This window comes from Romboutsia sp., assembly GCF_056995035.1.
In genome coordinates this window covers 1-22,109 of record NZ_JBXKIW010000007.1, presented here as the reverse complement: position 1 = coordinate 22,109, position 22,109 = coordinate 1, and the positions used below count along the sequence as shown (strand labels likewise).

General features: G+C 27.6%; 26 protein-coding genes. 8 read left to right on the top strand and 18 right to left on the bottom strand.

Annotated elements, in window-relative coordinates:
- Nucleotides 1-608 precede the first annotated feature (608 nt).
- The 7 genes from AC11VW_RS00720 to AC11VW_RS00690 form a co-directional block, all read right to left on the bottom strand.
- Nucleotides 609-866, bottom strand: coding sequence for a Mor transcription activator family protein (locus tag AC11VW_RS00720; protein ID WP_484299477.1), 258 nt, complete (start codon nucleotides 864-866; stop codon nucleotides 609-611).
- 267 nt (nucleotides 867-1,133) lie between these two features.
- Entirely contained in the window at nucleotides 1,134-2,855 is a 1,722-nt protein-coding gene (locus AC11VW_RS00715; RefSeq protein WP_484299476.1) for an RNA-binding domain-containing protein, read from the bottom strand.
- Nucleotides 2,856-3,140: 285 nt separating this feature from the next.
- Nucleotides 3,141-4,199, bottom strand: coding sequence for a YfjL-like protein (locus AC11VW_RS00710; RefSeq protein ID WP_484299475.1), 1,059 nt, complete (start codon nucleotides 4,197-4,199; stop codon nucleotides 3,141-3,143).
- A 19-nt stretch (nucleotides 4,200-4,218) separates the two neighbouring features.
- Entirely contained in the window at nucleotides 4,219-4,476 is a 258-nt protein-coding gene (locus tag AC11VW_RS00705; protein ID WP_484299474.1) for a Mor transcription activator family protein, read from the bottom strand.
- Between the two features lie 95 nt (nucleotides 4,477-4,571).
- A complete protein-coding gene (locus tag AC11VW_RS00700; RefSeq protein WP_484299473.1) occupies nucleotides 4,572-4,958 on the bottom strand; it encodes an aspartyl protease family protein in 387 nt (128 codons plus the stop codon).
- A gap of 1 nt (nucleotide 4,959) precedes the next feature.
- Nucleotides 4,960-5,205, bottom strand: a complete 246-nt coding sequence (locus tag AC11VW_RS00695; protein WP_484299472.1) for a hypothetical protein — start codon at nucleotides 5,203-5,205, stop codon at nucleotides 4,960-4,962.
- 272 nt (nucleotides 5,206-5,477) lie between these two features.
- Entirely contained in the window at nucleotides 5,478-5,948 is a 471-nt protein-coding gene (locus AC11VW_RS00690; protein ID WP_484299471.1) for a hypothetical protein, read from the bottom strand.
- Between the two features lie 344 nt (nucleotides 5,949-6,292).
- Between AC11VW_RS00690 and AC11VW_RS00685 the strand changes: the two genes are divergently transcribed.
- The gene (locus AC11VW_RS00685) at nucleotides 6,293-6,955 is read left to right on the top strand and encodes an N-acetylmuramoyl-L-alanine amidase (protein WP_484299470.1); all 663 of its coding nucleotides are present in this window, start codon (nucleotides 6,293-6,295) and stop codon (nucleotides 6,953-6,955) included.
- Between the two features lie 362 nt (nucleotides 6,956-7,317).
- Here AC11VW_RS00685 and AC11VW_RS00680 read toward each other — a convergent pair whose 3' ends face one another.
- Together AC11VW_RS00680 and AC11VW_RS00675 are read right to left on the bottom strand one after the other, a co-directional pair.
- Nucleotides 7,318-7,746, bottom strand: a complete 429-nt coding sequence (locus AC11VW_RS00680; protein WP_484299469.1) for a hypothetical protein — start codon at nucleotides 7,744-7,746, stop codon at nucleotides 7,318-7,320.
- Nucleotides 7,733-7,948: a helix-turn-helix transcriptional regulator gene (locus AC11VW_RS00675; protein WP_484299468.1), complete on the bottom strand. Its 216-nt coding sequence runs from the start codon at nucleotides 7,946-7,948 to the stop codon at nucleotides 7,733-7,735. The genes AC11VW_RS00680 and AC11VW_RS00675 overlap by 14 nt, the downstream gene beginning before the upstream one ends.
- Before the next feature lie 367 nt (nucleotides 7,949-8,315).
- Here AC11VW_RS00675 and AC11VW_RS00670 point away from each other — a divergent pair, with 367 nt between their 5' ends.
- The 3 genes from AC11VW_RS00670 (at nucleotide 8,316) to AC11VW_RS00660 (ending at nucleotide 9,096) form a co-directional block, all read left to right on the top strand.
- Complete coding sequence (locus AC11VW_RS00670; RefSeq protein ID WP_484299467.1) at nucleotides 8,316-8,534, top strand: DUF1659 domain-containing protein; 219 nt, start codon at nucleotides 8,316-8,318, stop codon at nucleotides 8,532-8,534.
- 38 nt (nucleotides 8,535-8,572) lie between these two features.
- On the top strand, nucleotides 8,573-8,803 hold the full coding sequence (locus tag AC11VW_RS00665; RefSeq protein ID WP_484299466.1) for a DUF2922 domain-containing protein: 231 nt from the start codon (nucleotides 8,573-8,575) through the stop codon (nucleotides 8,801-8,803).
- Nucleotides 8,804-8,949: 146 nt separating this feature from the next.
- Nucleotides 8,950-9,096 (top strand): YvrJ family protein, encoded by a 147-nt coding sequence (locus tag AC11VW_RS00660; protein WP_484299465.1) that lies wholly within the window; start codon nucleotides 8,950-8,952, stop codon nucleotides 9,094-9,096.
- Between the two features lie 120 nt (nucleotides 9,097-9,216).
- Here the strand turns inward: AC11VW_RS00660 and AC11VW_RS00655 are convergent, their stop codons facing one another.
- Genes AC11VW_RS00655 through AC11VW_RS00645 form a run of 3 tightly spaced genes read right to left on the bottom strand, consistent with a single transcriptional unit; the run spans nucleotide 9,217 to nucleotide 11,906 of the window.
- Nucleotides 9,217-9,924 carry an ATP-binding protein gene (locus AC11VW_RS00655; protein ID WP_484299464.1) on the bottom strand — a complete coding sequence of 236 codons (708 nt, stop codon included), beginning with the start codon at nucleotides 9,922-9,924 and terminating at the stop codon, nucleotides 9,217-9,219.
- Complete coding sequence (locus tag AC11VW_RS00650) at nucleotides 9,893-10,828, bottom strand: DnaD domain protein (protein ID WP_484299463.1); 936 nt, start codon at nucleotides 10,826-10,828, stop codon at nucleotides 9,893-9,895. The genes AC11VW_RS00655 and AC11VW_RS00650 overlap by 32 nt, the downstream gene beginning before the upstream one ends.
- A 13-nt stretch (nucleotides 10,829-10,841) precedes the next feature.
- Nucleotides 10,842-11,906, bottom strand: coding sequence for a YqaJ viral recombinase family nuclease (locus AC11VW_RS00645; RefSeq protein ID WP_484299462.1), 1,065 nt, complete (start codon nucleotides 11,904-11,906; stop codon nucleotides 10,842-10,844).
- 83 nt (nucleotides 11,907-11,989) lie between these two features.
- Here AC11VW_RS00645 and AC11VW_RS00640 point away from each other — a divergent pair, with 83 nt between their 5' ends.
- A complete protein-coding gene (locus AC11VW_RS00640; protein ID WP_484299461.1) occupies nucleotides 11,990-12,247 on the top strand; it encodes a hypothetical protein in 258 nt (85 codons plus the stop codon).
- Here the strand turns inward: AC11VW_RS00640 and AC11VW_RS00635 are convergent.
- The 3 genes from AC11VW_RS00635 to AC11VW_RS00625 all read right to left on the bottom strand — a co-directional run bounded on the left by AC11VW_RS00635 (nucleotide 12,244) and on the right by AC11VW_RS00625 (nucleotide 13,583).
- Nucleotides 12,244-12,420, bottom strand: a complete 177-nt coding sequence (locus AC11VW_RS00635; protein ID WP_484299460.1) for a hypothetical protein — start codon at nucleotides 12,418-12,420, stop codon at nucleotides 12,244-12,246. The two genes, AC11VW_RS00640 and AC11VW_RS00635, sit on opposite strands and share 4 nt — an antisense overlap.
- 107 nt (nucleotides 12,421-12,527) lie before the next feature.
- A complete protein-coding gene (locus tag AC11VW_RS00630) occupies nucleotides 12,528-13,340 on the bottom strand; it encodes a phage antirepressor KilAC domain-containing protein (protein WP_484299459.1) in 813 nt (270 codons plus the stop codon).
- Nucleotides 13,341-13,379: 39 nt separating this feature from the next.
- A complete protein-coding gene (locus tag AC11VW_RS00625) occupies nucleotides 13,380-13,583 on the bottom strand; it encodes a helix-turn-helix transcriptional regulator (protein WP_484299458.1) in 204 nt (67 codons plus the stop codon).
- Between the two features lie 244 nt (nucleotides 13,584-13,827).
- Between AC11VW_RS00625 and AC11VW_RS00620 the strand changes: the two genes are divergently transcribed.
- The 3 genes from AC11VW_RS00620 to AC11VW_RS00610 all read left to right on the top strand — a co-directional run bounded on the left by AC11VW_RS00620 (nucleotide 13,828) and on the right by AC11VW_RS00610 (nucleotide 16,958).
- On the top strand, nucleotides 13,828-14,235 hold the full coding sequence (locus AC11VW_RS00620; RefSeq protein WP_484299457.1) for a helix-turn-helix domain-containing protein: 408 nt from the start codon (nucleotides 13,828-13,830) through the stop codon (nucleotides 14,233-14,235).
- A gap of 53 nt (nucleotides 14,236-14,288) precedes the next feature.
- Complete coding sequence (locus AC11VW_RS00615) at nucleotides 14,289-14,777, top strand: ImmA/IrrE family metallo-endopeptidase (protein ID WP_484299456.1); 489 nt, start codon at nucleotides 14,289-14,291, stop codon at nucleotides 14,775-14,777.
- 102 nt (nucleotides 14,778-14,879) lie between these two features.
- Nucleotides 14,880-16,958 (top strand): recombinase family protein, encoded by a 2,079-nt coding sequence (locus AC11VW_RS00610; RefSeq protein WP_484299455.1) that lies wholly within the window; start codon nucleotides 14,880-14,882, stop codon nucleotides 16,956-16,958.
- Between the two features lie 110 nt (nucleotides 16,959-17,068).
- Here AC11VW_RS00610 and AC11VW_RS00605 read toward each other — a convergent pair whose 3' ends face one another.
- The 3 genes from AC11VW_RS00605 to AC11VW_RS00595 all read right to left on the bottom strand — a co-directional run bounded on the left by AC11VW_RS00605 (nucleotide 17,069) and on the right by AC11VW_RS00595 (nucleotide 21,170).
- On the bottom strand, nucleotides 17,069-20,203 hold the full coding sequence (locus tag AC11VW_RS00605; RefSeq protein WP_484299454.1) for a DUF3427 domain-containing protein: 3,135 nt from the start codon (nucleotides 20,201-20,203) through the stop codon (nucleotides 17,069-17,071).
- A gap of 213 nt (nucleotides 20,204-20,416) precedes the next feature.
- The gene (locus AC11VW_RS00600) at nucleotides 20,417-20,617 is read right to left on the bottom strand and encodes a hypothetical protein (protein ID WP_484299453.1); all 201 of its coding nucleotides are present in this window, start codon (nucleotides 20,615-20,617) and stop codon (nucleotides 20,417-20,419) included.
- Between the two features lie 424 nt (nucleotides 20,618-21,041).
- Nucleotides 21,042-21,170 (bottom strand): hypothetical protein, encoded by a 129-nt coding sequence (locus AC11VW_RS00595; RefSeq protein ID WP_484299452.1) that lies wholly within the window; start codon nucleotides 21,168-21,170, stop codon nucleotides 21,042-21,044.
- Nucleotides 21,171-22,109 lie beyond the last annotated feature (939 nt).

The window sequence follows — 22,109 nt, the reverse complement described above, 5'->3', positions numbered from 1 at the left end:
GAGATCCTACACGGTGACTGGAGTTCAGACGTGTGCTCTTCCGATCTTATTTCAAATTTAATATAAACATATTCACCAATATCAAAAACAATATAAGGTATTATAATATTGTTCAATTTAAAAATCTAAAAGCTAATCAAAAACTCCCAATATCTAAAATACTATATTTTTCTAACCTACTTTGGTTTTATCTAAAATAATAATACTAACTAGCGCAGTAGGTTTTAGTCTGGCATCACAGTTTATAGCGCTCCTCAGCTATAATCTGTGAGGTCAGACTAGACCCCAAAGTTTTTGACCCCAACATATAAATGAAGATAGTTGATATATGAGCGGTTTTTGCTCATATTTCAACTATCTACATCTATTCTTTAAAACTTCATTAAACCAATTCATACTATTTATTTCTTATTAGGCTATGGAGTCACGAAATGCGACGTCATAGTTTATGGCGCCTTTTGCTATAATCTGTGAAAGTCACATAGACCTCAAAGTTTTTGACCCCAACATATAAATAAAGATAGTTGATATAGGAGTGGGTTTTTGCTCCTAATTCAACTATCTACATCTATCATTCTTTTAAACAAAAGATCAATCATATAGTTTAACTAACTTTTAAAGTTCACAATATTTCTAACCTGAACTTCGCTTATACCAAACTTCCTTGATAGCTCCTTATAATTACCATTAAAAGCTTCTTTAATAATCTTATTCCTAACAGGCTTAGTAACACTACTTTCATTAGGTATATATAAACTACTTCCACCAGCTAACCTAATTAACTCTTTTACAGAATCCATTCCTATAACATCAACAACATCCTTTAATGACTCTGGTAAATCATCCTTAGTTAAATAATCCAACATTAAAAATACCCCCATATACTCAATATAGCTTTAACGAATACTTATATATATTCTACCACCTATATCAACCTTTATGAGGGATATTATTTCTACTTATTTCAACATATGTCATTAAATTTAACTATTTTAATAAACCTACTTTAATATTTGTGATTCAATATTATTGGCTCATTTATTTATTATTTGTCTCATTAATGGTTCATTTATTTATTATTTGTCTCATTAATGTCTCATTTATTTATTACTTGTCTCATTAATATCTCATTTTTATTTATCATCTTTTTTTTCTAAATAATAATAATAACCTCTACCTGCACCTTTGCTCTTAACACCTTGCTCTTCTAAACTTTTCATCAACCTTGATACTTTTTTTCTATCAAGAGATGTAATTTGTCTTATCTCAGCATTTGTAAGTTTATCTTTAGTTTGTAGAGTTGAAAGTATTGTAGCTTTAATGCTAGCATCATCTAAACTTCTATCTCTATAATACTCTGTACTTTCACCTAAAATATCATATGCATTAGAAGACATCATATATATTTTATTTCTTATTGAGCCACTAGACTCTATTATTTTAAGATTATTTTCCATATAACTAAGAACTTCTCTAACCTGACCTTGACCCCTTTGAGTTATTCTACTAGCTTCTATTAAATCTATTTCTCTATGTTTAATTAAATAATTTAATATAATCAAATGATCTACATCCAAACTATGTCCTTCTCTAGCAATTTTATTAAGAAGATTTATAAATTCTATAGATATATTCGATGCATTTATAATTAATTCTATAGACTTCCCTATTTCTCTATATTGTGGTGGCTCTTTACCTTCAGTTAACAATGCTTTATAAATTCTAGGAACACCTAAATTACTTCTATTAACTAATTTAAGTTTATCCATTAAATCTGCTAAATGAGGATTTCTTGTTTTTGATGGATGATGAAGTATATTATCTGGTGTTATACCTCCTATAAAGCTTCCTGGATTGGTAACTTCTATTCTATTCTTATATTGCTTTACTAATGTAACTCCTGATACTCTAAAATCTCTATGTAAAAATGCATTCAATATACCTTCTCTAAGCGCTATCTTAGGATACATATATATCTCTGGGTGAACAAATCCTACCTCAATTGTAGTTATTGGGTTATCAGCATCTACATATCGTTCTATATCATATAATCCAACAGGTATAGCTGTATGTGCTCCATCCTTTATACTGTAGTCTGTATCACTTAACATTTTTCTATATCCCCAACTATAATAAGGTATATACTTTTGTATAAACTGTTCCTTGCCTACTAAAAGTAGCGCTCCTTTAGTAAGTTTATTTCCTCTTAAAGCACCTATAGAGTTTAATAAATCTTCATCACTCATAGCTCTTAACTCATCTGCTGCTCTTTCTTTTTCCATTATTTCTCTAACCTTTTCCATTGCGCTAGGAGAAATAATATCTTTATAATTTTCATTAGTTAATTCTGCTGTAAAATCACTATCTCCAGTTTCAGTAAGTATACTACCTCTTATTGATCCTGTTAATGGCTCTGATGATTTACCTATTCTTATTTTTGCCGCTCCATCTGTTTGTGTATATGGAGGATTTCCTGCATATATATTTACAACTAATATTTTTCCTGTTCCATACTCTACATCTATAATTTCTGCTTGTGGTGTTATATGCGGGTCTGTTCTTTCAAATACCTTTTTCATTATTGCAAATTGATCTACATCTGTTGGAATTCCAAGTATAGCATTTTCTTTGCCTTTTACTTTATCCTTAACACCAACAACAAGACTTCCTCCACCGCCATTTGCCATAGCCACACAGTTTTCAACTATTATATCAATTGATTCTTTATCATTTTTTCTTTTATCTCCATGCCTAGAAACCCATTCTTTAAAATCTAAATCCTGATCTTCAAATTCATCCGCTATATCATGTTCTAACTTTTCTAGTATAGATAATATTTCCTTTATACTCTTCAATTAAATATCTCCTTTGCTAAAAGTATTATGATTTATATTTATACATATTTAATATGCTTATCTGCTTATCTCATTAAAAATATTATACCATTAATTATATGTTTATTAAGTCTTTTATAAACTTCTTTAAATACATCTGTATGCTCTTTCACTTATTTTTTTAATATCTAAAAAATGACGCGTCACCTAATAATTATGACGCGTTATTTTAAATTTAATAATATTTTTACTCCAACTATTGTATTTCACCATATCCCCCATTTTGATTTTAAATTCAATTTATTATTAGTTATTAGATTTTTCTCTTGCTATTACAATGTTATTTTCTACCTCATCTAGTGAGTTTACGTTATTAATATCTGTAGTCTTATACTTATAATAAGTTTCAGATAAATTATTATGAATTGGAGAAGCTTCAAATTTTACAGTTTTATAATTATACTCTGTACTTTTTAATATTTTAATTATTTCATACACATCTTCTGCAAACTCACCTTTATTTTTATAAAATTGACCTACTATATTATAGTCTGGACCATACTCAGGGATTATATATATAGAAACATCAATAGGATTTCTAACAGAAAATTTATTAGATATATCATAGTCTACTTTTAGCTTTCCTATATCACAATTAACTTCTATATTTTCCTTATACAAATTTAATTTTTTAATTATTGTAGATTGTACGTTATTGTTTATTTTGTCGGCTATATCACTATAATTGATATTATAATACTCGTCATCGATATAATTATTAGAAGAATTATAGCTAATTATAAAATCTTTATCTTGATTATTTTTATCTATTATCCTTACGCTATAAAACGGACCTTTTAACCCAAAATAACTATATTCACCTATTATAAATTTATCGTTATAACTTTCATTTATGTAAGAATTAAGCTTCTCTTGTGCTTTAATATAAGTAATTGGATTTCCTTTTAAATCACTATAAAAATTAAAGCTAAAAATTGCTAGTGCTATGACTATTATAGTATTTACTACATTCTTCAAATAAGTATTTTCATTTTCTTTGAAAAATAAGTATTTGGTAATTTTTCCTATATCACTAGCATACATAGAAAAAAGCATTCCAATTAAACATAGTGGAATCAAAAGTATTGCTATACCCGTTTCTTCCATAGCCCAAGATGCGATGAATACAGTAATTGTACCTATAGTAAAAATACTTTTTTTGTCTTTATATTTTAAATTAAGTAAAAATGGAACTATAATTGGAAGTGGTATTGTTCCAATTATATTTGTAGAAAAAATACAAATAGATGATATCATCATACAAATTAAAATCATTATATGTTTAAATTTTATATTTAAAGCCATTAATATCTCCCCCTTCTTATTAACTGCTTAAATTTACAATATTTCTAACTTGAACTTCACTTATACCAAACTTCCTTGATAACTCCTTATAATTACCATTAAAAGATTCTTTAATTATCTTATTCCTAACAGGCTTAGTAACACTCTTCTCATTAGGTATATATAAACTACTACCACCAGCTAGTCTAATTAATTCCTTTAAAGAATCCATCCCTATAACATCAACAATATCCCTTAATGATTCTGGTAAATCTTCCTTAGTTAAATAATCCAACATTAAAAATACCCCCATAAACTCAATATAGTTTTACGAATATACTTATATATATTCTATCATCTATATCAACCTTTATGAGGGATATTATTCTAAGTTTATTTTTTTATTAATATATCCTCTGCTAAATCAATAATTATATTTGAAGCTTTTAGAAAATCTAAACCTAGTAATCCATTAACTCTTTCAAGTGGATCTATTTCTCCAAAGTCTAATCTTATATTGTTTACTGTAATATCTCCACAAGATATTTTATTTATTGATTTTCTTACTGAATATGCTATACTTCCTCCGTATCCAGATGCTCTTACAATTGTATCATCTTCACTAAACCCAACATCCATCATTTCTAAGTATTCTGGTAATATTATTGTATGTGATGCTCCTGTATCAACAATCACATCATTTACTACTATACTTTTTCCTTCATGAGTTAGTTCTATATCAGTATATAAAAGTCCATTCTTAAACTCTAATTTTTTCATTTTATATACCTCTTCTTATTCCTATATGCTTTACAACATCTATTACGAAATCTTTATTTTTAGTGCTATATATAACTTGTCTATTTTTACATTTTATAAACTCTTTCATAGCTTCTTTGCTATCACTTATAGCTTTTATAACCGCTACTTCATCTACGTATTCCTTTTGGTCTACTATATGAGATTCTATAATTTCTAATTTTATAAATTTATCTGGGTACAACGCTCTTACTTCTTCCCATTTCATATTATCACCTCATTATATGTATTTATGAGCTACTTTTATCCTACAATTAAAGCTTTGCTCTAATTATATCATAAAATTAAATAGGTTTTTGTTTTTCCAAATCCTAAACATTCTCTACTTAATATATTTGTAATATATCCATTCTCTTTCATATAATTAATAATTTTAATTTCATATTTATTTAAATTATTTTCATCAATTGAATTATCTTTATATTTTGATATAGTGTTAAAAATATAAAGATAATTCTAATAGCCTATAATTTTACAGATTTATTCTTCGATCAATGTATACCCCTTTGCTAGAATGGAGAAAATCCCGCCAAGAGTTTGATGTTCATATAAATGGTATTCATCAATTTTATTTTCTATTTTATAAAAATTTTCTCTATAATTCAACATATCATATTCATCATTCTCATTGTAATTATAATTACCATCAATCAAGAAATGTTTTAAGCGATTTTTAAATACTTTTTCAATCATATCTATTTTATAGGTTCTGTCGAATATTTCATATAATCCACATAACTCAGAACCAATGTAATTATCAAAATAATTTATTTCAAAATCAATAGAAACAACACCTTCGAATCTAGTAATTGCACTTATCAACTCATCGTTATCATTATAATATTTGATACTAAATTCAATTTCTGTATCTAAACATTTAGGATTTATTGTTGTCATTTTCATACTACCATCAAATGTATTCAAAATTAATTTAGATATTCTTTTGTCCATTATTACACCACCTATTATATAACACCTTCTTTTTTTATAATTGCGTTCTAAATTATAGTTTATTTTCATTTTAATTATAGCATTAGTTATAATATCGAGTCTATTTTAACTTAAAATTAACTCTTATAGTTACCTGTACAAAGTATAGAATCAGAGTCTCTGCGATCTAAATACCACATTTCAAGTTCTTTATACGTCGCCTATATTATTTTAATAATATACTTTCTAAGTTTTTTAATATATTTCTTTTATTTTAAAATTATAAAATTAATTTATAAAAATTATTCATCTTAAAAATACTTTATTTTTATAGCTAACACATAAATATTAAGGAGGTAACACATATGAAATGGTATTTAGACTTTGGACATGGCGAAAAAGATCCTGGAGCGCTAGGCTCTAACAATACAAAAGAAAGTGATACAGTATTAAAAATAGGAATATTAATTAAAAAGAATTTAGAAGAAGCTTTTGAAAAAGTAATAACAACTCGTGAAGATGATAAATATTATTCACTAGATTACAGAAGTGCAAAAGCCAACAAAGAAAACTGCGACTACTTTGTAAGCCTACATATGAATTCATCCACTAACAAATCTTCTAAAGGGTGTGAAGTCTGGGTATATGATGAAAAAAGTAAGTTATATACATTATCTAAAAATATTTGCTCTAATTTTTCAAAATCTTTAAATACACCTAATCGTGGTATTAAAATATGTAAAGATTTTTCTGTACTTAGAAAAACTAAAATGCCTGCTCTTTTAATAGAAATAGACTTTATATCTCATAGTGATGTAGAAGCTTCTTTAAGCTCTAGTAAATATATAAAAGATATAGCAGATAGTATTTCATCAACTTTACTGTATTTTGTAAATAAATCAATAGTTGATGATGGTGTGTTTTATAGAGTTTGCATAGGCTCTTTTAAAGATAAATCTAATGCTATTAAACTTAAAAATGAAGCTATATCTAAAGATTTTAAAGATACATATATCGTAACAAACTAAAAAAATCCAAGTGTGCGTTCTTTGCACTCTTGGATCTTTTTATATAAATCTATTAATTCCTAATCAATCTTAGTTTTTTAGATATGCTGGGGAAAAGCAATATTGATAATAAGTTGTGACACTAATTAATATATTGAAATAGCTTATCTAAATAAACAAACCTATACTGTAAAGTTATGACACCTGAAAAGTTGTACACGAAAACATATATTTATTTTCATGTACAACTTTTTATTATATTAATTTGAAATATGAAACCTTAAGTTAAGGTTATATATGTTCACAATAAGATATGTTTTATTGAACACAAAAAATACCTGAAGTTCTTCCAGGTATTTTTACTAATTAGAATACGAAAAGTTTTAATCTTCATGGTCAAATTCTTTTAGTTTCTTAGTTCTTAATTTATAAAGATAAATTGATGATATTAAAAAACATATAAAAACTATAATACCACTAATTATTCCTTCTATCAAGATAGCTCCTGATATAATTGAAAAATAACCAACTGCTATTGAAACTATTAAAGAGATTATTATATATATAGTAAGACCTCTTTTAGGTGATTTTATTTCTTCATATTCAACAGATACATTTAAAGAAATGTATGAAAATATTGTAGAAACTAACATCAGTAGAAAAAATAGTGGACTATCAACAACAGCTCTAGCTCCACCCTTAATAAAATTCGAAAATAGAATTCCAATAATACCTAATGTTTGTAAAACAAACACAATCCTGATATTTTTCAAGTTTTGGATTATTAATCTTTCATCATTAATTATTTTCATTTAAATCCCCCTTATCAACCCAGAATATCTCATTTAACTTACTATCAACTTCATAACAAATCTGTAGACATAAATTCAGAGAAGGGTTATATTTGCCCTTTTCAATTAAACTTATTGTTTGTCTAGTAACACCTACTTTATCTGCTAATTGTTGTTGAGTTAAGCCTATTTTAACACGTGCTATTTTGACTTTATTATCCAATGTTTTATCACCCTCCATAGGGATAATTGTAACATATATATTACAAAAAGCAATATATATGTTACAATTATCCCTATTAAAAATCCACCAATATAGAAGAGTTCCTAAAAAATACATTTAGAAATTACTATTCATTTGTATAAGTGTCATTACTGTTAAGTTATGACACCTAATATAATTTATTTATCACATCCAAACCCAATATATTGAGATTATTTTAAATTAAAGCTTTAACTCCTTAACATCATTAAAAACTTCCTATAAAAACTTTTTCTAAAGTACTTTAGTATCTCCTAAAATCTTATTTTCCTATACTTATATCAAGAAGTTCATAAACTTCTAAAAATTAAAAAGGAGGTAAAACTATATGGCTGTTATTGAAATAAAGAACCCCTCAAGCTTAAAAGTAAAATTAGATTTAGGCATGGTAGATGGTAAAACTAAAACTAGAAGTAAATCTTATTCTTCATTAAAATACGATGCTTCTGCTCAAGATGCATTTGATGTAGGTACCGCTATAATGGGACTTCAAATATATCCCGTAATGGATATAATCAAGCAAGATAATACAATACTTGGTGCCTAGTCTATTAAGTTAAATTTTAATGAAAGGAGGACTTACATATGGAACTTACTAAAAAATTACTTATGACTTTTAAAGATGAAGATGAGAAAAAAATATCTTTATCTGTAGATGACCCTAGAGAAGATATAACAGAAGCTGAAATAAAAGCTGTTATGGATTTAATAGTTGCTAAAAATATATTCGCTCCAAATGGAATGGATTTAGTAGCAGCTGTTGAAGCTAAGGTTGTTGTTACAGATACTACTCCTTATGACTTAGTTATAGGATAGTATTGAATTTAAAAGCTATGCTTAAGGACTCCCCCTTTAGGCATAGCTTTTTTAGCTATAAATGTTATTGAGTGTATACGAAATAATATTTATTGCGACATGAGTAAATCGAATTTTGTAATATTATTGAAAGGATGTGTTTTTCGATGAATTCAGAAATTCAAACGCTGATAGCTTCTGTAGGTTTCCCTATTGCTCTTAGTATGTATTTACTAGTTAGAATAGAAGGAAAACTTCAGATTTTATCTGATAGTATTAATGAATTATCAAAAAATATAATTAGTATGAGATAAATGTATAATTTCCAAATATTAGTATATAATCTAAATATCCACTGAATATTTATATACTTCATTAAAGCATTTTTTATTTTTCATAATTTCTTCAAAAGACAGGCATCGGGGCCTGTCTTTTTAATTTCCATAAATCCTATAATTTAATTTCTTACCCTTCATCACAACCAAATAATCCTTACACATCTCAATAATCCTACTACCCACTGCTTCATCAATCTCAATCAACTCATCAAAATTCTTCTCAGTACTAACAATAACAGGCAAATTATTAAAATACCTGTGATTAATCACCTCAAAAATAATATTTATATCACTTTTACTAATACTCCCCTTGAATAAGTCATCAATCAAAAGCACCCTAGCATTCTTATATCTATTCATAACCCTATGATAATAAACATCATCCATAATGTTTTGCTTAACCTTAATAATAACATCTCTAAAAGGCATATAAACAATACCAACTCCACCATCCATCAACTCATTAGCAATAGCCAGAGAAAGGTGAGTCTTGCCTGACCCAACCTGTCCCATAAACATTATAGAATTATTACGACTACCCTCTATGCTACCAAACTCCTTAACATAACTACTAGCCTTTCTATAAGCATCTATAGTCTGAATATCATAAGCATAATTAAAATTATCAAAACTCTTATTCCTAAACTCTAAACTAATCCCACTCTTTTTAAGAATATCCTCAGCTTCTCTCAAAGCTCTACACTCACAAGCAGTAGCAACTCCATCCTCTAGTATAAACGTTAAGTCTCTACACTTACCACACCTATACTCATTATCTATGTAGCCACTTTTTTGCTTGGGCAAGTTGCTCTTCACTTGGCTTTTGATAAATTGATTCATCCTCTTCTTCAAGCTCTCTGGCATATTTAGACTTTGTAGGCTCACATTGATACTTTCCATCACCTTTATCCCCTTTATTTTTAATACTTACTTCATATGCAAATAAATCATCCATGCTGCTTATCTTATTATCTGCCCATTGTTTAAGTATCCCATTTATATAACCTTTGTTGCACTTTCCTCTATCAGTAGCAATTTCTATAGCTTTTTTAAATAGATCATAGTCTAACGTTTCTGCAATTTCAAATAACCATTCACCTACAATACCATTTATAAGTCCTATATTTTGTTCATAAAGAAGTGCATACTTACGAATACTATTTACTCCATTTTGTTCTTTTTTTTGTTTTTCTTTTTCTTTTTCTTTTTGTTTTTCTTTTTCTTTTTCCCCATAGTGGTCCTTCAAATTGAAATCAACTTCAGGTATGGGTATGCATACCCTATCTATAGTGGTACTACAATTTGCATTATGAGTATCTATACTGTATCCATACCTATCACACTCTTTTAAAAACAAATCTATAAGCTCCTTACTTTTAACATTTGAAAGTTCTTTTTCTATACACTTTTTAACCTTAGGACTTACAACCTTATTGTGCTTAATCCAATTTATTAAAAATATCTCTTTGCTATCCTCAGAGTAAACAATCTTTTTATAATCCTCAAATCTTTTAAGTAGCTTTTCTACAGTTTCTCTGTTGTATCCAGTTTCCGTTTCCATAATCCTTTTAGGAAGCTCATATATTCCACATTGACTTGTCTTACTATTAGTCATTAAATATATGTAAAAATACTTCTCCTCAGGTGTTAAATCAAGTACAAAACCATCTTGCCAATAATCTATATGTATATGTCTGTAAACTGCCATTTCTTAATTCCCCCTATATTCTAAATACTCTACATGTAGTAGTTTTCATAAACTGCTCTGCTATCTCTGGATGTTCTTTTTTAAATCTTTTACTATCTAAGCTACTTCTATTTTGGCTCTTCCAGGTAATTTTTCTATCACCAATAAAAGCTACTTCATATTCCTTCATTTCACTTTGTATAAATTGCTCTATAGTTTTTTTCTCAGTATCCAATTCTTTAATAAGTCTATTTACCTCATCATAACGATTTAGCTTGTCCTCTTTTATAAATAAAATCAAGCTCTCATTCTTACTGTCTTTATACTTATCCCTTAAAAACTTTGAATAATCATCACTACCATCTGGAAGTGGTATATTTTCACCTAATATGTATTCATTCCAAAAAGCTTCTTCCTGTTTCATAATAGAATCTATAACTTCTTCATCTCTATCTAATCTATGTATTATAAGTTCCTCATTACCAACAAGTGCTGCTACATAACAATGAGTAGCACCACTTACAGCCATATAGTGATGGCATTGTATTTGATAATGTATAGGAACTTCTTTTATCCATTCTTTCTTTGTAAAACTATTTGTAACCTTACATTCTAAAAATGCTTTTTCACCTACAACAGATCTATCAATATTAGCTATTGCAAATGGATACTTATCATTTTTAAGTATTCCGTTTATATTTCTAACTTTCTTACCAGTTTTTAAGCTAAACTCACGAGCCACAAAATCTTTTAGTTTATTACCTAATTCCATTTTGTAACTTACTTCTTTATCAACTTCGTATAAATTTTCTTTAATAGAATCTTCATTAGTAATTCTATTATATTGGGAGATATTTGAATTATCATTGATTTGATTTTCAATACAGCTTTGAGCAATGGTCTTTCTTTTCAAGCTGTTAGTGATATGATTGCAGTGAATTTTACTCATATATATACTTACTACACTTTTGTATGGATTAAGTCCCACTACACTACTAGCATCACTTCCACCTATTCCTTCTTTCCTAGCTTGTAGCCATTTCTTTTTTGGCATATCTTTAGTTTCATAAACTATATTTGCATCTATGTATTTTCTCATTAGTGTTTCCCCCTTTATTACAATTTGTAAAATAATGGTTAATATCATATAATCAACTTATATAAATTTAGTGAGGTGATTGTTTGAAATTAACTGAAAAACAAATACTTTTAATAATGCTTATATCTATATTTCTGTTACATGGATTTGATTCATTATTTCTAACTAATACTACTTTTAGTGTTTATAAATTAGTTGCTAATATTTTTCTTATAGCTCTATTAATTAAACTTATACATGGTACTATATCTGATTGGAAAGTATACGGCAAAAGAGGTATCATTGGTTCTATTCTTGTTTTTATTTTAGTTATACTAATGTTTAAAGTGGTTAATTTTTAACCACTATTTTTTTGTAATATAGTATCTTTGTCTCTCATAATTTCTTCTAATCTATTTTTAAGCATTATCAAAGTTGCTCTACTTTTTAAAACTTCTACATGCCTTTCATCTTCAAAAACTTCTACTATTCTTTTTATTTTCTTCCCATCAACAAGTGTGACTCTTTCTTTCATAAGCTTCCCCTCCCATACTTAAACTTATGAGGGATTAGTTTTGTCCTATTCATTTTTAAAAATAGTATCTATTTATAAATTAGGTTACATAAACCATTAATTTTAGCTTAGAAAAGTACTTCTAGTATCTCTAAAAAACGCATTTGTCCTTTTCCAGTTATAAGTGTTTTCGCTGATAGTATCTTACCTTCAGCTGTATTTACTATACATTCACATACTTTAAATAATCCTTGTTCAACATAAACTTGCTTTGGAATATTCTTTTCTTCACCAGTTTTTATAAGGTATCCATGATCTCTAAAAAATTTAAAAAGCCTATTTCTACCAATGACTATATTATTGTTATTAAGAAGCTTAGCAAATTGACCTATTGTTATTGCATCAGATGACGCTGCTATACTTTTTCCAAAATTAGTATATGGTTCATTTAGAGTTATATTAGCTTCTAAAGTTTCAGCTTTCCTTTGAGCTAACATTCTTTGTTCTTTTTCTTCTTTAAGTTTCGTTGCCATTTGTATTATAAAATCTGGATCTTGTAGTGTTTTATTAATAACCTCATCACTCATATATGCACCATTTTGTCTTATACAAGGTATCACATCTTCCATCAACCACTTTTCAAATCTTCTTGCACTTGGTAATTTTGATCTTATGATAAGTCTATATACATTACCTTCATCTATAAATTTTTTACTAACATGTTGAACTATATCAGTATTATCAATTCTCTTGCCTGTAACTACCCCCACGTCGGAAAAAATTACCCCCTCTTTTCTACAGTGTCTAATTATTGCATCTCTTGGATTTGCATATCCTAGAATTTCTGCTAATGTTATAGCTTCAATATATTCTTTGTTATTTACTAAAATTGCATTTATTTCTCCAAACTCTTCATTTGTAAATACTTTTAAATTGTTCATTTCACTTTCTCCCCCCTATATTTTATTACCTTTTGGTAATTAGATATGTAAAAAAATATCATTCACTTCTTCTAAGTTAAGATTTAAAACACTACTGACTTTGATAACTTCATCTAGTGAAAATCCAACCCTACCATTTTCTTTAAAGTTGTAACTCTTGCAGTTTATCCCCATCATGTTAGCTACCTCATTTTGAGTTAATCCAAGTAGCGCTCTTTTTGATTTTAGTAATTTAAATCCCATTTGTTTGCTCCCTATATATATTTTATTTTTTATATTTATATTTTTCTTGCACTTCGGTAATTTAATAATACAACCTGTTAATACAATATGTCAATTACTTATCGGTAATTTTTAAATAAATTACCACTTTTTTTGTCACTTTATTACCGTTTATACATTTTTATTTCATTTACGGTAATTTCATGTTATTATTAAATTAATAAATATAGGGTTTATAAAATATAAATCCAAAGGAGTGTTAAATTTGGAAAGTATAGGAAAAAGAATTTCTAGAGCTAGACGTTATTTAAATATTAATCAAAAAGAATTATGTAAAAAGGCTAATATAACTGAAGCTAGTCTTTCTAGATATGAAAATGAAATAAGAGAACCTAAAGCTGCTGTTGTTGCAGTATTAGCAGATGCACTAGGAGTATCTACTGATTATTTACTTGGTCTTACTAATGATATAAATTTCAAAAGAGAAAGTGTAAATGATAAATCTGAAGAAACTGTTGAAACTATAATGGCAAATGCTGAAAGTAAATTAAGAAAAGAAGGATTAAGTTTTTCTGGAAAACCAGCTTCTAAAGAAGCTATTGATAGTGTGTTAACAGCTATGAAAATGGGGATGCTGTTAGCTCTTGAAGAACAAAATAAAAAGGGGAAATAGCTATACAGCTATTAAGATGTATAGCACTTAGATTATATAAAGGGGCGATGGGTTTGTGTTACAAAGACATAAAAGAGAAAGTTAAAAGAATTAAAAAACAATATGAAGGTTGTAATTCACTAGAAATAATAAAAGAATTAAATATAATTACTGGATTTTTTGCTGAGGGCGTTGCTGATGAATTACCTGATGGGTGTTATTTTAAATCTGAAGGACTTGCATTTATACTTATAGATTCTGACCTTAATGAGCATCAGAGAAATATTACTTATGCTCATGAACTTGGTCATGCTATACTTCATCCTGATATAGATACATTGTCTTTGGAAAAGTATGATAAAATTCTTGTTCAAAAGTATGAAAATGAAGCTAATATTTTTGCTGCGGAATTATTATTAGATGATACTATTTTTGGTAACTACGATGGTTGTTCTGATTATGAAATAGCTCAATCTGAATATGTTTCTGTTGAACTAGTTAGGCATAAATGCAACAATATGTATCATTCTAATTTCACTCTCCCAAACTATGTATGTTTATAACTTTATGCTGCAGAAACAAACTGTATTTGGTAATAATTATTTTTGTTTTTGCATCATATATTTATATATACTAATTGATAATAACTTTAGGAGGTGAAATTTATGAAAGTAGCAATCTACTCAAGAAAGTCTAAATTTACCGGTAAAGGTGAATCTATAGAAAACCAAATCCAATTATGTATGGACTATGGTAAAAACATTGGTGTTAAGGAATTTTTAGTTTATGAAGATGAAGGATTCTCTGGTAAAAATACTAATAGGCCTGAGTTCACTAAAATGCTTGAAGATGCTAAAGCTAAGAAGTTTGATACTATAATATGTTATAGACTTGACCGTATAAGTCGTAACGTTGCTGATTTCTCATCTTTAATTGATGATTTATCTTCACTTGGTATTGGTTTTATTTCTATCAAAGAACAATTTGATACTACTACTCCTATGGGTAGAGCTATGATGTTCATTTCAAGTGTATTCGCTCAACTTGAAAGAGAAACTATTTCTGAACGTGTTAGAGATAACATGAGAGAACTTGCTAAAGATGGTAAATGGCTTGGAGGTCAACTTCCTCTTGGATATGAAAATGAAGTTGTTCATTATACCTCTAATGGCAAGGAACATAGATACAATATTTTAAAAGTTAATGAAGATGAAATAGGACTTGTTACTGATATATATAACAAGTTTTTAGAAGTACGTTCTTTAACTAAGGTTAGTGAATATTTATACAAAAATGGTATCTGTGGTAAAAATGGTGGTACTGTTACTCCATCTATGGTTAAGGATATTTTAACTAACCCTATTTATGTTAAGTCTAGTAAGTTTACTCATGATTACTTTGAACTTAATGATATTTTTGTAACTGGTGATTTTAATGGATGTGGTTATTTAACTTATGGTAAGAATAAAAATGGGAAGAAGGTTGATAAGAGCAATTGGATCTATGCAGTATCAAAACATGATGGCCTTGTAGATGATATCATGTGGCTTGATATTCAAAAAGTAGTTGATAAGCAAAGTAAAAAAGGTTGTAGAACTGGTTCAGGTAAAAATGGTATCTTATCTGGTATTTTAAAGTGTTCTAAATGTGGTAGCGCTATGGTTTTAACTTACTCTTCTTATGGTAAGGATGATAATAAAGTTAAGTCTTATTATTATAAGTGTAATAAGAAATACACTATGTATAATTGCACTAACTGTAATATTAATGGTAAGGAAATTGAGAACTTTGTTCTTGATAAGATTAAGGTAACTGATAAAGAAGTTTTAATTGGTGAATATAAGAAGCTTAAAAGTGGTTTTAAGAGTATTAAACCTAAAAGTAATATAGATATCCAAGTTGAAATTGATAATAAAGAGAAGGCTATTGAACAGCTTGTAATGCAACTTAGTGAGGTTAGTGCTGGTCCTGCTTCTAAATATATTATTGCCCAAATTGATAAGTTAGGTTTAGAGGTTAATCGTTTGAAGAAGAAGTTGGATATTGTTAATGATGTTAGTAATGATATCGAGATTGAGATGCTTAATATTGATTTGATTATTGAGAATTTGAATAAGTTTAATAAGTTTATTGATGAAGCTTCTATTGAGGAAAGAAAGTTGTTGCTTAGTTCTGTTGTTGATAGGATTACTTGGGATGGCGATTTTGGGGAGATTAGAATATTTTACCATGGTCTTGAGGGGTCGCAGTTTGAGGATAGTAGTTTGTGTTTAGATACGGATGGGTTCTGCGAGACCTTTCTAAATGCAAAGTTTATTCATAAGTTATATGATTATAGTGATTTACCAGAAGATACCTTTGGACAAAGATTAAAGAAGCTTAGGTTATCTAAAGGATTATCTCAATATGAACTTGGCAATAAAGTTGGTATGCAACATAGTATGATAGGATCTTATGAACGTGATGAATTTTATCCTACTTTAGATTCCATTAACAAACTATCTACTATATTAGATATTAATATTTTATGTAAAGAAGGTTATTTAAAATTCTTACTTAAATCATCTACTTTTAAGTACAAGCTATTTAATTGGAGGTTAGAAAATAATTTAACTAAAAGATCAGCTTCTAAATTACTTGGTATTTCTGAAAGAGGTTATAGTTTATGGGAGGAGGGTGTAATTATGAGTGTGACTAGCTATCATAAAGTCGAAAATAAATTATTAAAGCATAAATTAATTTAATGTTTCTATATAAAAATAATGCATCACCTTTTATAGTGACGCATTATTTTTATATACCTTTATATACCTATAAATATTTAACTTTCTTCAATATAGCTATAATCTTAATTTTACAAAGCTTTCTCAGCCTTTATAGCTACACTTGCAGGCAATTTTTTTTTCAAACTCCATACTATATTTATAGGTTTATTTCCTTCAAAACTTACAATATTAGCTTCCCCTAAATAAATATATGGACTAGTTACATTATCTTCCTTATTATTTTCTCTAACAAACAATAATATATTATTATTAGTTTTCCTATGATTAATATACCTTTGCCCCGTTTTAGAATCTATACTTGTTTTACTTTGACTTTGCCAATGAAAAAGTTCGTCATTTATAGCATAATCCTCATACATAGTAGACGGTGAAAAATGTTTATCTACTTTATTTAAAGTTATAAAGAATATATCCGTTTTCATATCTTCTACATATAAAACTCCTTCTTGAGATGGATACTTTTTAGTTAGAGTATTTTTACCAAAAGCACATAAAATTTGTTCTCTTGTATATGTAGCATGTACTTCAAATAAACTATCATAAGTTAAGCTATCTTTTAACGGTATCATATTTATATTGCTTAAATTATATTTTAAAACTTCTATAATCTCTTTATAAATTTCTCTGTTTTCATATAACCTAGCTAACATATCATTCATATTATTTAGTCCTAAATCAATTGGAACTTTGTTGTATAGGGTAAAATGTAGCATTAGTAACATTTTTTCTTCTATTTCATTAAATTCATACTTTTTATTTATATCAAAATTTTCTAAGGTATTAATCCAAAAATTTAATACTCTTGGTGAATCTGCATGTATTAGTCTTAACATTCCTCCACTTAATACTTTCTCATCTATACAATCAAAATCTTCTTTTACCTTTGCATTAACACAAAGCCTCTCAAATGTATTTTTAGTTTTATATATATCTTTTAATGATACATCATAGAAGTTTAAGAAGTTAGTCAAATTTAATTTTTTACCACTTTCAATTTCAAATGTTTTAATTTTGTTTATAATAGTATTTTTATTATTTATAAATGCATTTATATTCCTAAGTATGTATTCCCTTGCTTGCTTTTCCATTTTAATATGACACCCTTTAGGAAGTGTTATAAACCCATTTTGTATTTCTTCTTTAAGAGATTTCCCTTTTTTCTTTGATATAGCTGCAAATTTTTCATAGAAGTTATAATTTTTATGAGCTTGTCCAATGTAATCTAATACTGTTAAACAGTCTTTGTTATCACTAAGTCTAAGACCTCTTCCTAATTGCTGTAAAAATACCGTTATACTATCAGTTGGTCTTAAGAAAAGTATTGTATTTATCTCTGGTATATCTATCCCTTCATTATATAAATCTACTACAAATATAAATTTATACTCACCATTTGTTAATCCTAACTTAGCTTTATCTCTTTCTTCCTCACTACATCTAGAACTTATAGCTACTGAATTTATCCCATTGTTATTAAAGAAATTTGCCATGAACTCTGCATGTTCTATACTTACACAAAATCCTAGTCCTACTACTTCATCTAAGTCTGTTATATAATCATATAGACTTCTTCTTATTAATTCTGCTCTACGCTTATTATCTGTTATTAAATTTGATATTTGTTCTTTGTCATATCCACCTCTAGACCACCTTAAGTTACTTAAATCTAGTTCATCACTTACACAGAAATATTGAAATGGAGATAGTAGTTTTCTATCTATAGCTTCCCCTAATCTCATTTCTGCTGATATTTTTCCATCAAAATATTCTAAAACATCTTTTCCATCCATTCTTTCAGGTGTTGCTGTAAGTCCTAAAAGTATTTTAGGATTATAGTGATTTAATAGTTTTTGATATGTATTAGCACAAGCATGATGAAACTCATCAACTATTATAAAATCATAAAAATCAGTACTTGTTGATTCTTCAAACTTTTTTGAATTAAATGTTTGAATAGTCATAAATACATGACCAATATTGTCTGGTGTGTAGTTACCTGTATATAATCCACCAAAGTTTCTATCTTTTAATATATTTCTAAAAGTCTTTAAACTTTGCTTTAATATATCTTCTCTATGTGCTATAAATAGTAATCTATTTACTTTTCCTTTATTAGTTTTACAGAAATTTTTATAATCAAAAGCTGATATAACCGTTTTACCAACACCAGTTGCTGCTACTAATAAGTTTTTATGATGGTTTAAGATTTCTCTTTCTACTTGTAACTTTTCTAATATCTCTTGTTGATAATGATATGGTCTAATATCAAAGTTTACCAATTCTTCATTATCTGAAATACCTTGTTTATATTTAGCTTTGTAAAGTTCAGTTTTTAATCTTTCACTTTCATTCTCTGTAAATAACTTAAATTCATCATCATTAAAATAACTTTCAAAAGTTGCCCTAAATTTATCAACTATATTTTTAGAGTCTTTTTCACTAACTTTCATATTCCATTCTAATCCACTTGTCATTGCTGCTTGAGACATATTAGATGAACCTATATATGCAGTTGTAAAACCAGTTTTTCTATAAAACATATAGCTCTTTGCATGAAGTCTAGTTCTTTCTGTGTCATAAGATATTTTCACTTCTGTATTTGGTAGTTCTGAAAGGAACTTGATTGCTTTAAAATCACTTGCACCCATATATGATGTTGTTATTATCCTTAATTTTTTTGTTTTTGTATGTTCTATCAATTCATCTTTTATAAGTCTAAGTCCTGTCCATTTTATAAATGATACTAATATATCTATACTATCACTTGTTGCTATTTCTCTTTTTAATTCACCTACTAAGTCGGGGTCATGATTTGAATTTGTAAATAAGAAGCTTTGTGATATTGGAGTTATAGGTCTTATTTTATTTTTATTTAATATAGAATTGTCTTTTTTACTTTCTACTGACAATAGTACTTGTCCATCTCGATGTATACTACTTTCTTTTATATCTTCATCTTCTGTTTCTTTTGACAGGTAGTTTATTATTTTGTTACATATGTTTATCTGTTCATTTAAGTCTTTATTTTTTATTAAATTTAAGCTTTGTTTTGTCACTTCTTCTATGTATTTTGCTAAAACTATTTTAGCTTCTTCTTTTTGTATTATTTCTGTTTCTATATTTATGTTAGCTTTATTGTATTCTAAATCTGAGTTTATTTTTTCTGATATGATTTGTTCATATATCCCCTTGGTTAGTTCCATTTTATTACTCCTTATAAATAATATCTTTTATCTCTATCTAACAACATTATATCATTTATATAATAAACTCATTATGTTAGTTAAATTTTACATTAATAAAACTTCAATAAATGTAAAAACCTAAGCTTGCACCAAAATCTAATATGAATTTTTGAAAATCAAAAAATCACCTAAATATTAAATGACCGTTCATAAATATTTAGGTGATTAAATTTATTTACTTAGGTCTTCAACAAGACCTTTTGTGTAATCTAATTCATGTGAAATTCTTAATATTTTTAATTCTAAATTACTAATTCTTTCATTCATAGCGATTATATATAATGTAAATATTATTATTGTCATAACTAAAATTAATATTATATTATTAAATCCCTGTAATAGTTTTTTGTTTTCTCTCTTATCTTTATCCAAAATATCCCCCTATTTTTCATGATTTATTTAAATACATTATAGTGTAATCTAATTGATTCTTGTACACGTTTCTATTTTGAAATATGTTGATATCACTTTAATCCAAAGGTTATTCACATATTTTTAACTATTATAATCCCTTAGTCTATCAAAAAAGAGTAAGAAATTTTTCTTACTCTTCCCGTTAATGGAATATTTGGATTCAGGCATTATCCTCGCCTTCCAACGGTTAACTATATAATAATATACAATAATTATAATGTAAATATTTTTGTCTTATAAAATATTTTGCTAAATATCTTCTACGTAATTAATATCACTTTCCTTTACAAACTTAGCTAATGCCACTTGCAAACTATTCACTACATCATGAGCATACTTTAAAAATAAACCTCTCTCTCCCTCACCTGTAGGTTCATACTTATCATGTCAATACTCTCAATCCCTCATAATCTGTACCATATAGCGGCATAAAACCAAACTGATCCAAGTACCTATTCTCATTATTTATAACTTCTTTAAAATATTTTTCCATGCTAAGTGCCTTTATCATCTTGATTCCTCCTATGTAATTTACTTAACGTTATTTTCCCCTGCAATCATTGATATATGCACGTTATGGAGGTAAATAATTTTATAAAATATAAGTATTTTTACTGATAAAATGGCATACTTTTTTATCCTTAAAAGCTAATAAAACCTAGACTGGGATAGCGGAGCGATGGTCTTATCCCAGTCGGAGTACCAAAAATAACCTTTCTTGCCTCCACCAGGTAACTACACTAATAATGTACCTACAAAGTTATAAACTAAAAAAACTAATGTAGCACATTATCAAAAACGTGGTGGCTCCATAAAATAACTAAGGTAAGAAATCTAAAAACTAAACACTCAGGGCATTGGGCGACGGGGCAGTGAATGGCAATCCTAAAAAGCTACGAACACGAACGAGTGGATAATATACGAAGCAGACTTGATATGTAATATGATGTTTGCGAAGTATTTTAGTAGTGAGTAGTGTGAGTGCTTTTAGGATTAGTCAGAGGGGCAGGGCCGAAGGCCAATCTCTTTGACTAACTAATAAGCAACTAGAAATCATACCTTAACAAAATATCTACAAACATTGATATAAGAATGTTTTTGAGTTAGGGATTGAAGTGGAAATCCTTTTGAGCGTTCTTTGCTCAAAGGATTGCAACGTAAAGCCCGATGGCGACAGCCAAACTCCATAAGTATCAATATCTAGTATAGCAACTACACAACATATAATATAAGTAAGATAATAATAACTCTATATTTCAAATTTAATATAGACATATTCACCAATATCAAAAGCAATATAAGGTATTATAATATTGTTCAATTTGAAAATCTAAAAGCTAATCAAAAACTCCTAATATCTCAAATACTGTATTTTTCTAACCTACTTTGATTTTATCTAAAATAATAATACTAACTGGCGCAGTAGGTTTTAGTCTGGCATCACAGTTTA

Bases quoted from the DNA above. Each gene is read 5' to 3' on its own strand.
- AC11VW_RS00690 (WP_484299471.1), bottom strand. From the start codon at position 5,948: ATGGACAAAAGAATATCTAAATTAATTTTGAATACATTTGATGGTAGT.
- AC11VW_RS00710 (WP_484299475.1), bottom strand. From the start codon at position 4,199: ATGGCTTTAAATATAAAATTTAAACATATAATGATTTTAATTTGTATG.
- AC11VW_RS00680 (WP_484299469.1), bottom strand. From the start codon at position 7,746: ATGAAAATAATTAATGATGAAAGATTAATAATCCAAAACTTGAAAAAT.
- AC11VW_RS00630 (WP_484299459.1), bottom strand. From the start codon at position 13,340: ATGAACAATTTAAAAGTATTTACAAATGAAGAGTTTGGAGAAATAAAT.
- AC11VW_RS00705 (WP_484299474.1), bottom strand. From the start codon at position 4,476: ATGTTGGATTATTTAACTAAGGAAGATTTACCAGAATCATTAAGGGAT.
- AC11VW_RS00700 (WP_484299473.1), bottom strand. From the start codon at position 4,958: ATGAAAAAATTAGAGTTTAAGAATGGACTTTTATATACTGATATAGAA.
- AC11VW_RS00665 (WP_484299466.1), top strand. From the start codon at position 8,573: ATGGAACTTACTAAAAAATTACTTATGACTTTTAAAGATGAAGATGAG.
- AC11VW_RS00625 (WP_484299458.1), bottom strand. From the start codon at position 13,583: ATGGGATTTAAATTACTAAAATCAAAAAGAGCGCTACTTGGATTAACT.
- AC11VW_RS00635 (WP_484299460.1), bottom strand. From the start codon at position 12,420: ATGAAAGAAAGAGTCACACTTGTTGATGGGAAGAAAATAAAAAGAATA.
- AC11VW_RS00685 (WP_484299470.1), top strand. From the start codon at position 6,293: ATGAAATGGTATTTAGACTTTGGACATGGCGAAAAAGATCCTGGAGCG.
- AC11VW_RS00650 (WP_484299463.1), bottom strand. From the start codon at position 10,828: ATGGCAGTTTACAGACATATACATATAGATTATTGGCAAGATGGTTTT.
- AC11VW_RS00660 (WP_484299465.1), top strand. From the start codon at position 8,950: ATGAATTCAGAAATTCAAACGCTGATAGCTTCTGTAGGTTTCCCTATT.
- AC11VW_RS00595 (WP_484299452.1), bottom strand. From the start codon at position 21,170: ATGATAAAGGCACTTAGCATGGAAAAATATTTTAAAGAAGTTATAAAT.
- AC11VW_RS00720 (WP_484299477.1), bottom strand. From the start codon at position 866: ATGTTGGATTATTTAACTAAGGATGATTTACCAGAGTCATTAAAGGAT.
- AC11VW_RS00610 (WP_484299455.1), top strand. From the start codon at position 14,880: ATGAAAGTAGCAATCTACTCAAGAAAGTCTAAATTTACCGGTAAAGGT.
- AC11VW_RS00645 (WP_484299462.1), bottom strand. From the start codon at position 11,906: ATGAGAAAATACATAGATGCAAATATAGTTTATGAAACTAAAGATATG.
- AC11VW_RS00670 (WP_484299467.1), top strand. From the start codon at position 8,316: ATGGCTGTTATTGAAATAAAGAACCCCTCAAGCTTAAAAGTAAAATTA.
- AC11VW_RS00605 (WP_484299454.1), bottom strand. From the start codon at position 20,203: ATGGAACTAACCAAGGGGATATATGAACAAATCATATCAGAAAAAATA.
- AC11VW_RS00695 (WP_484299472.1), bottom strand. From the start codon at position 5,205: ATGAAATGGGAAGAAGTAAGAGCGTTGTACCCAGATAAATTTATAAAA.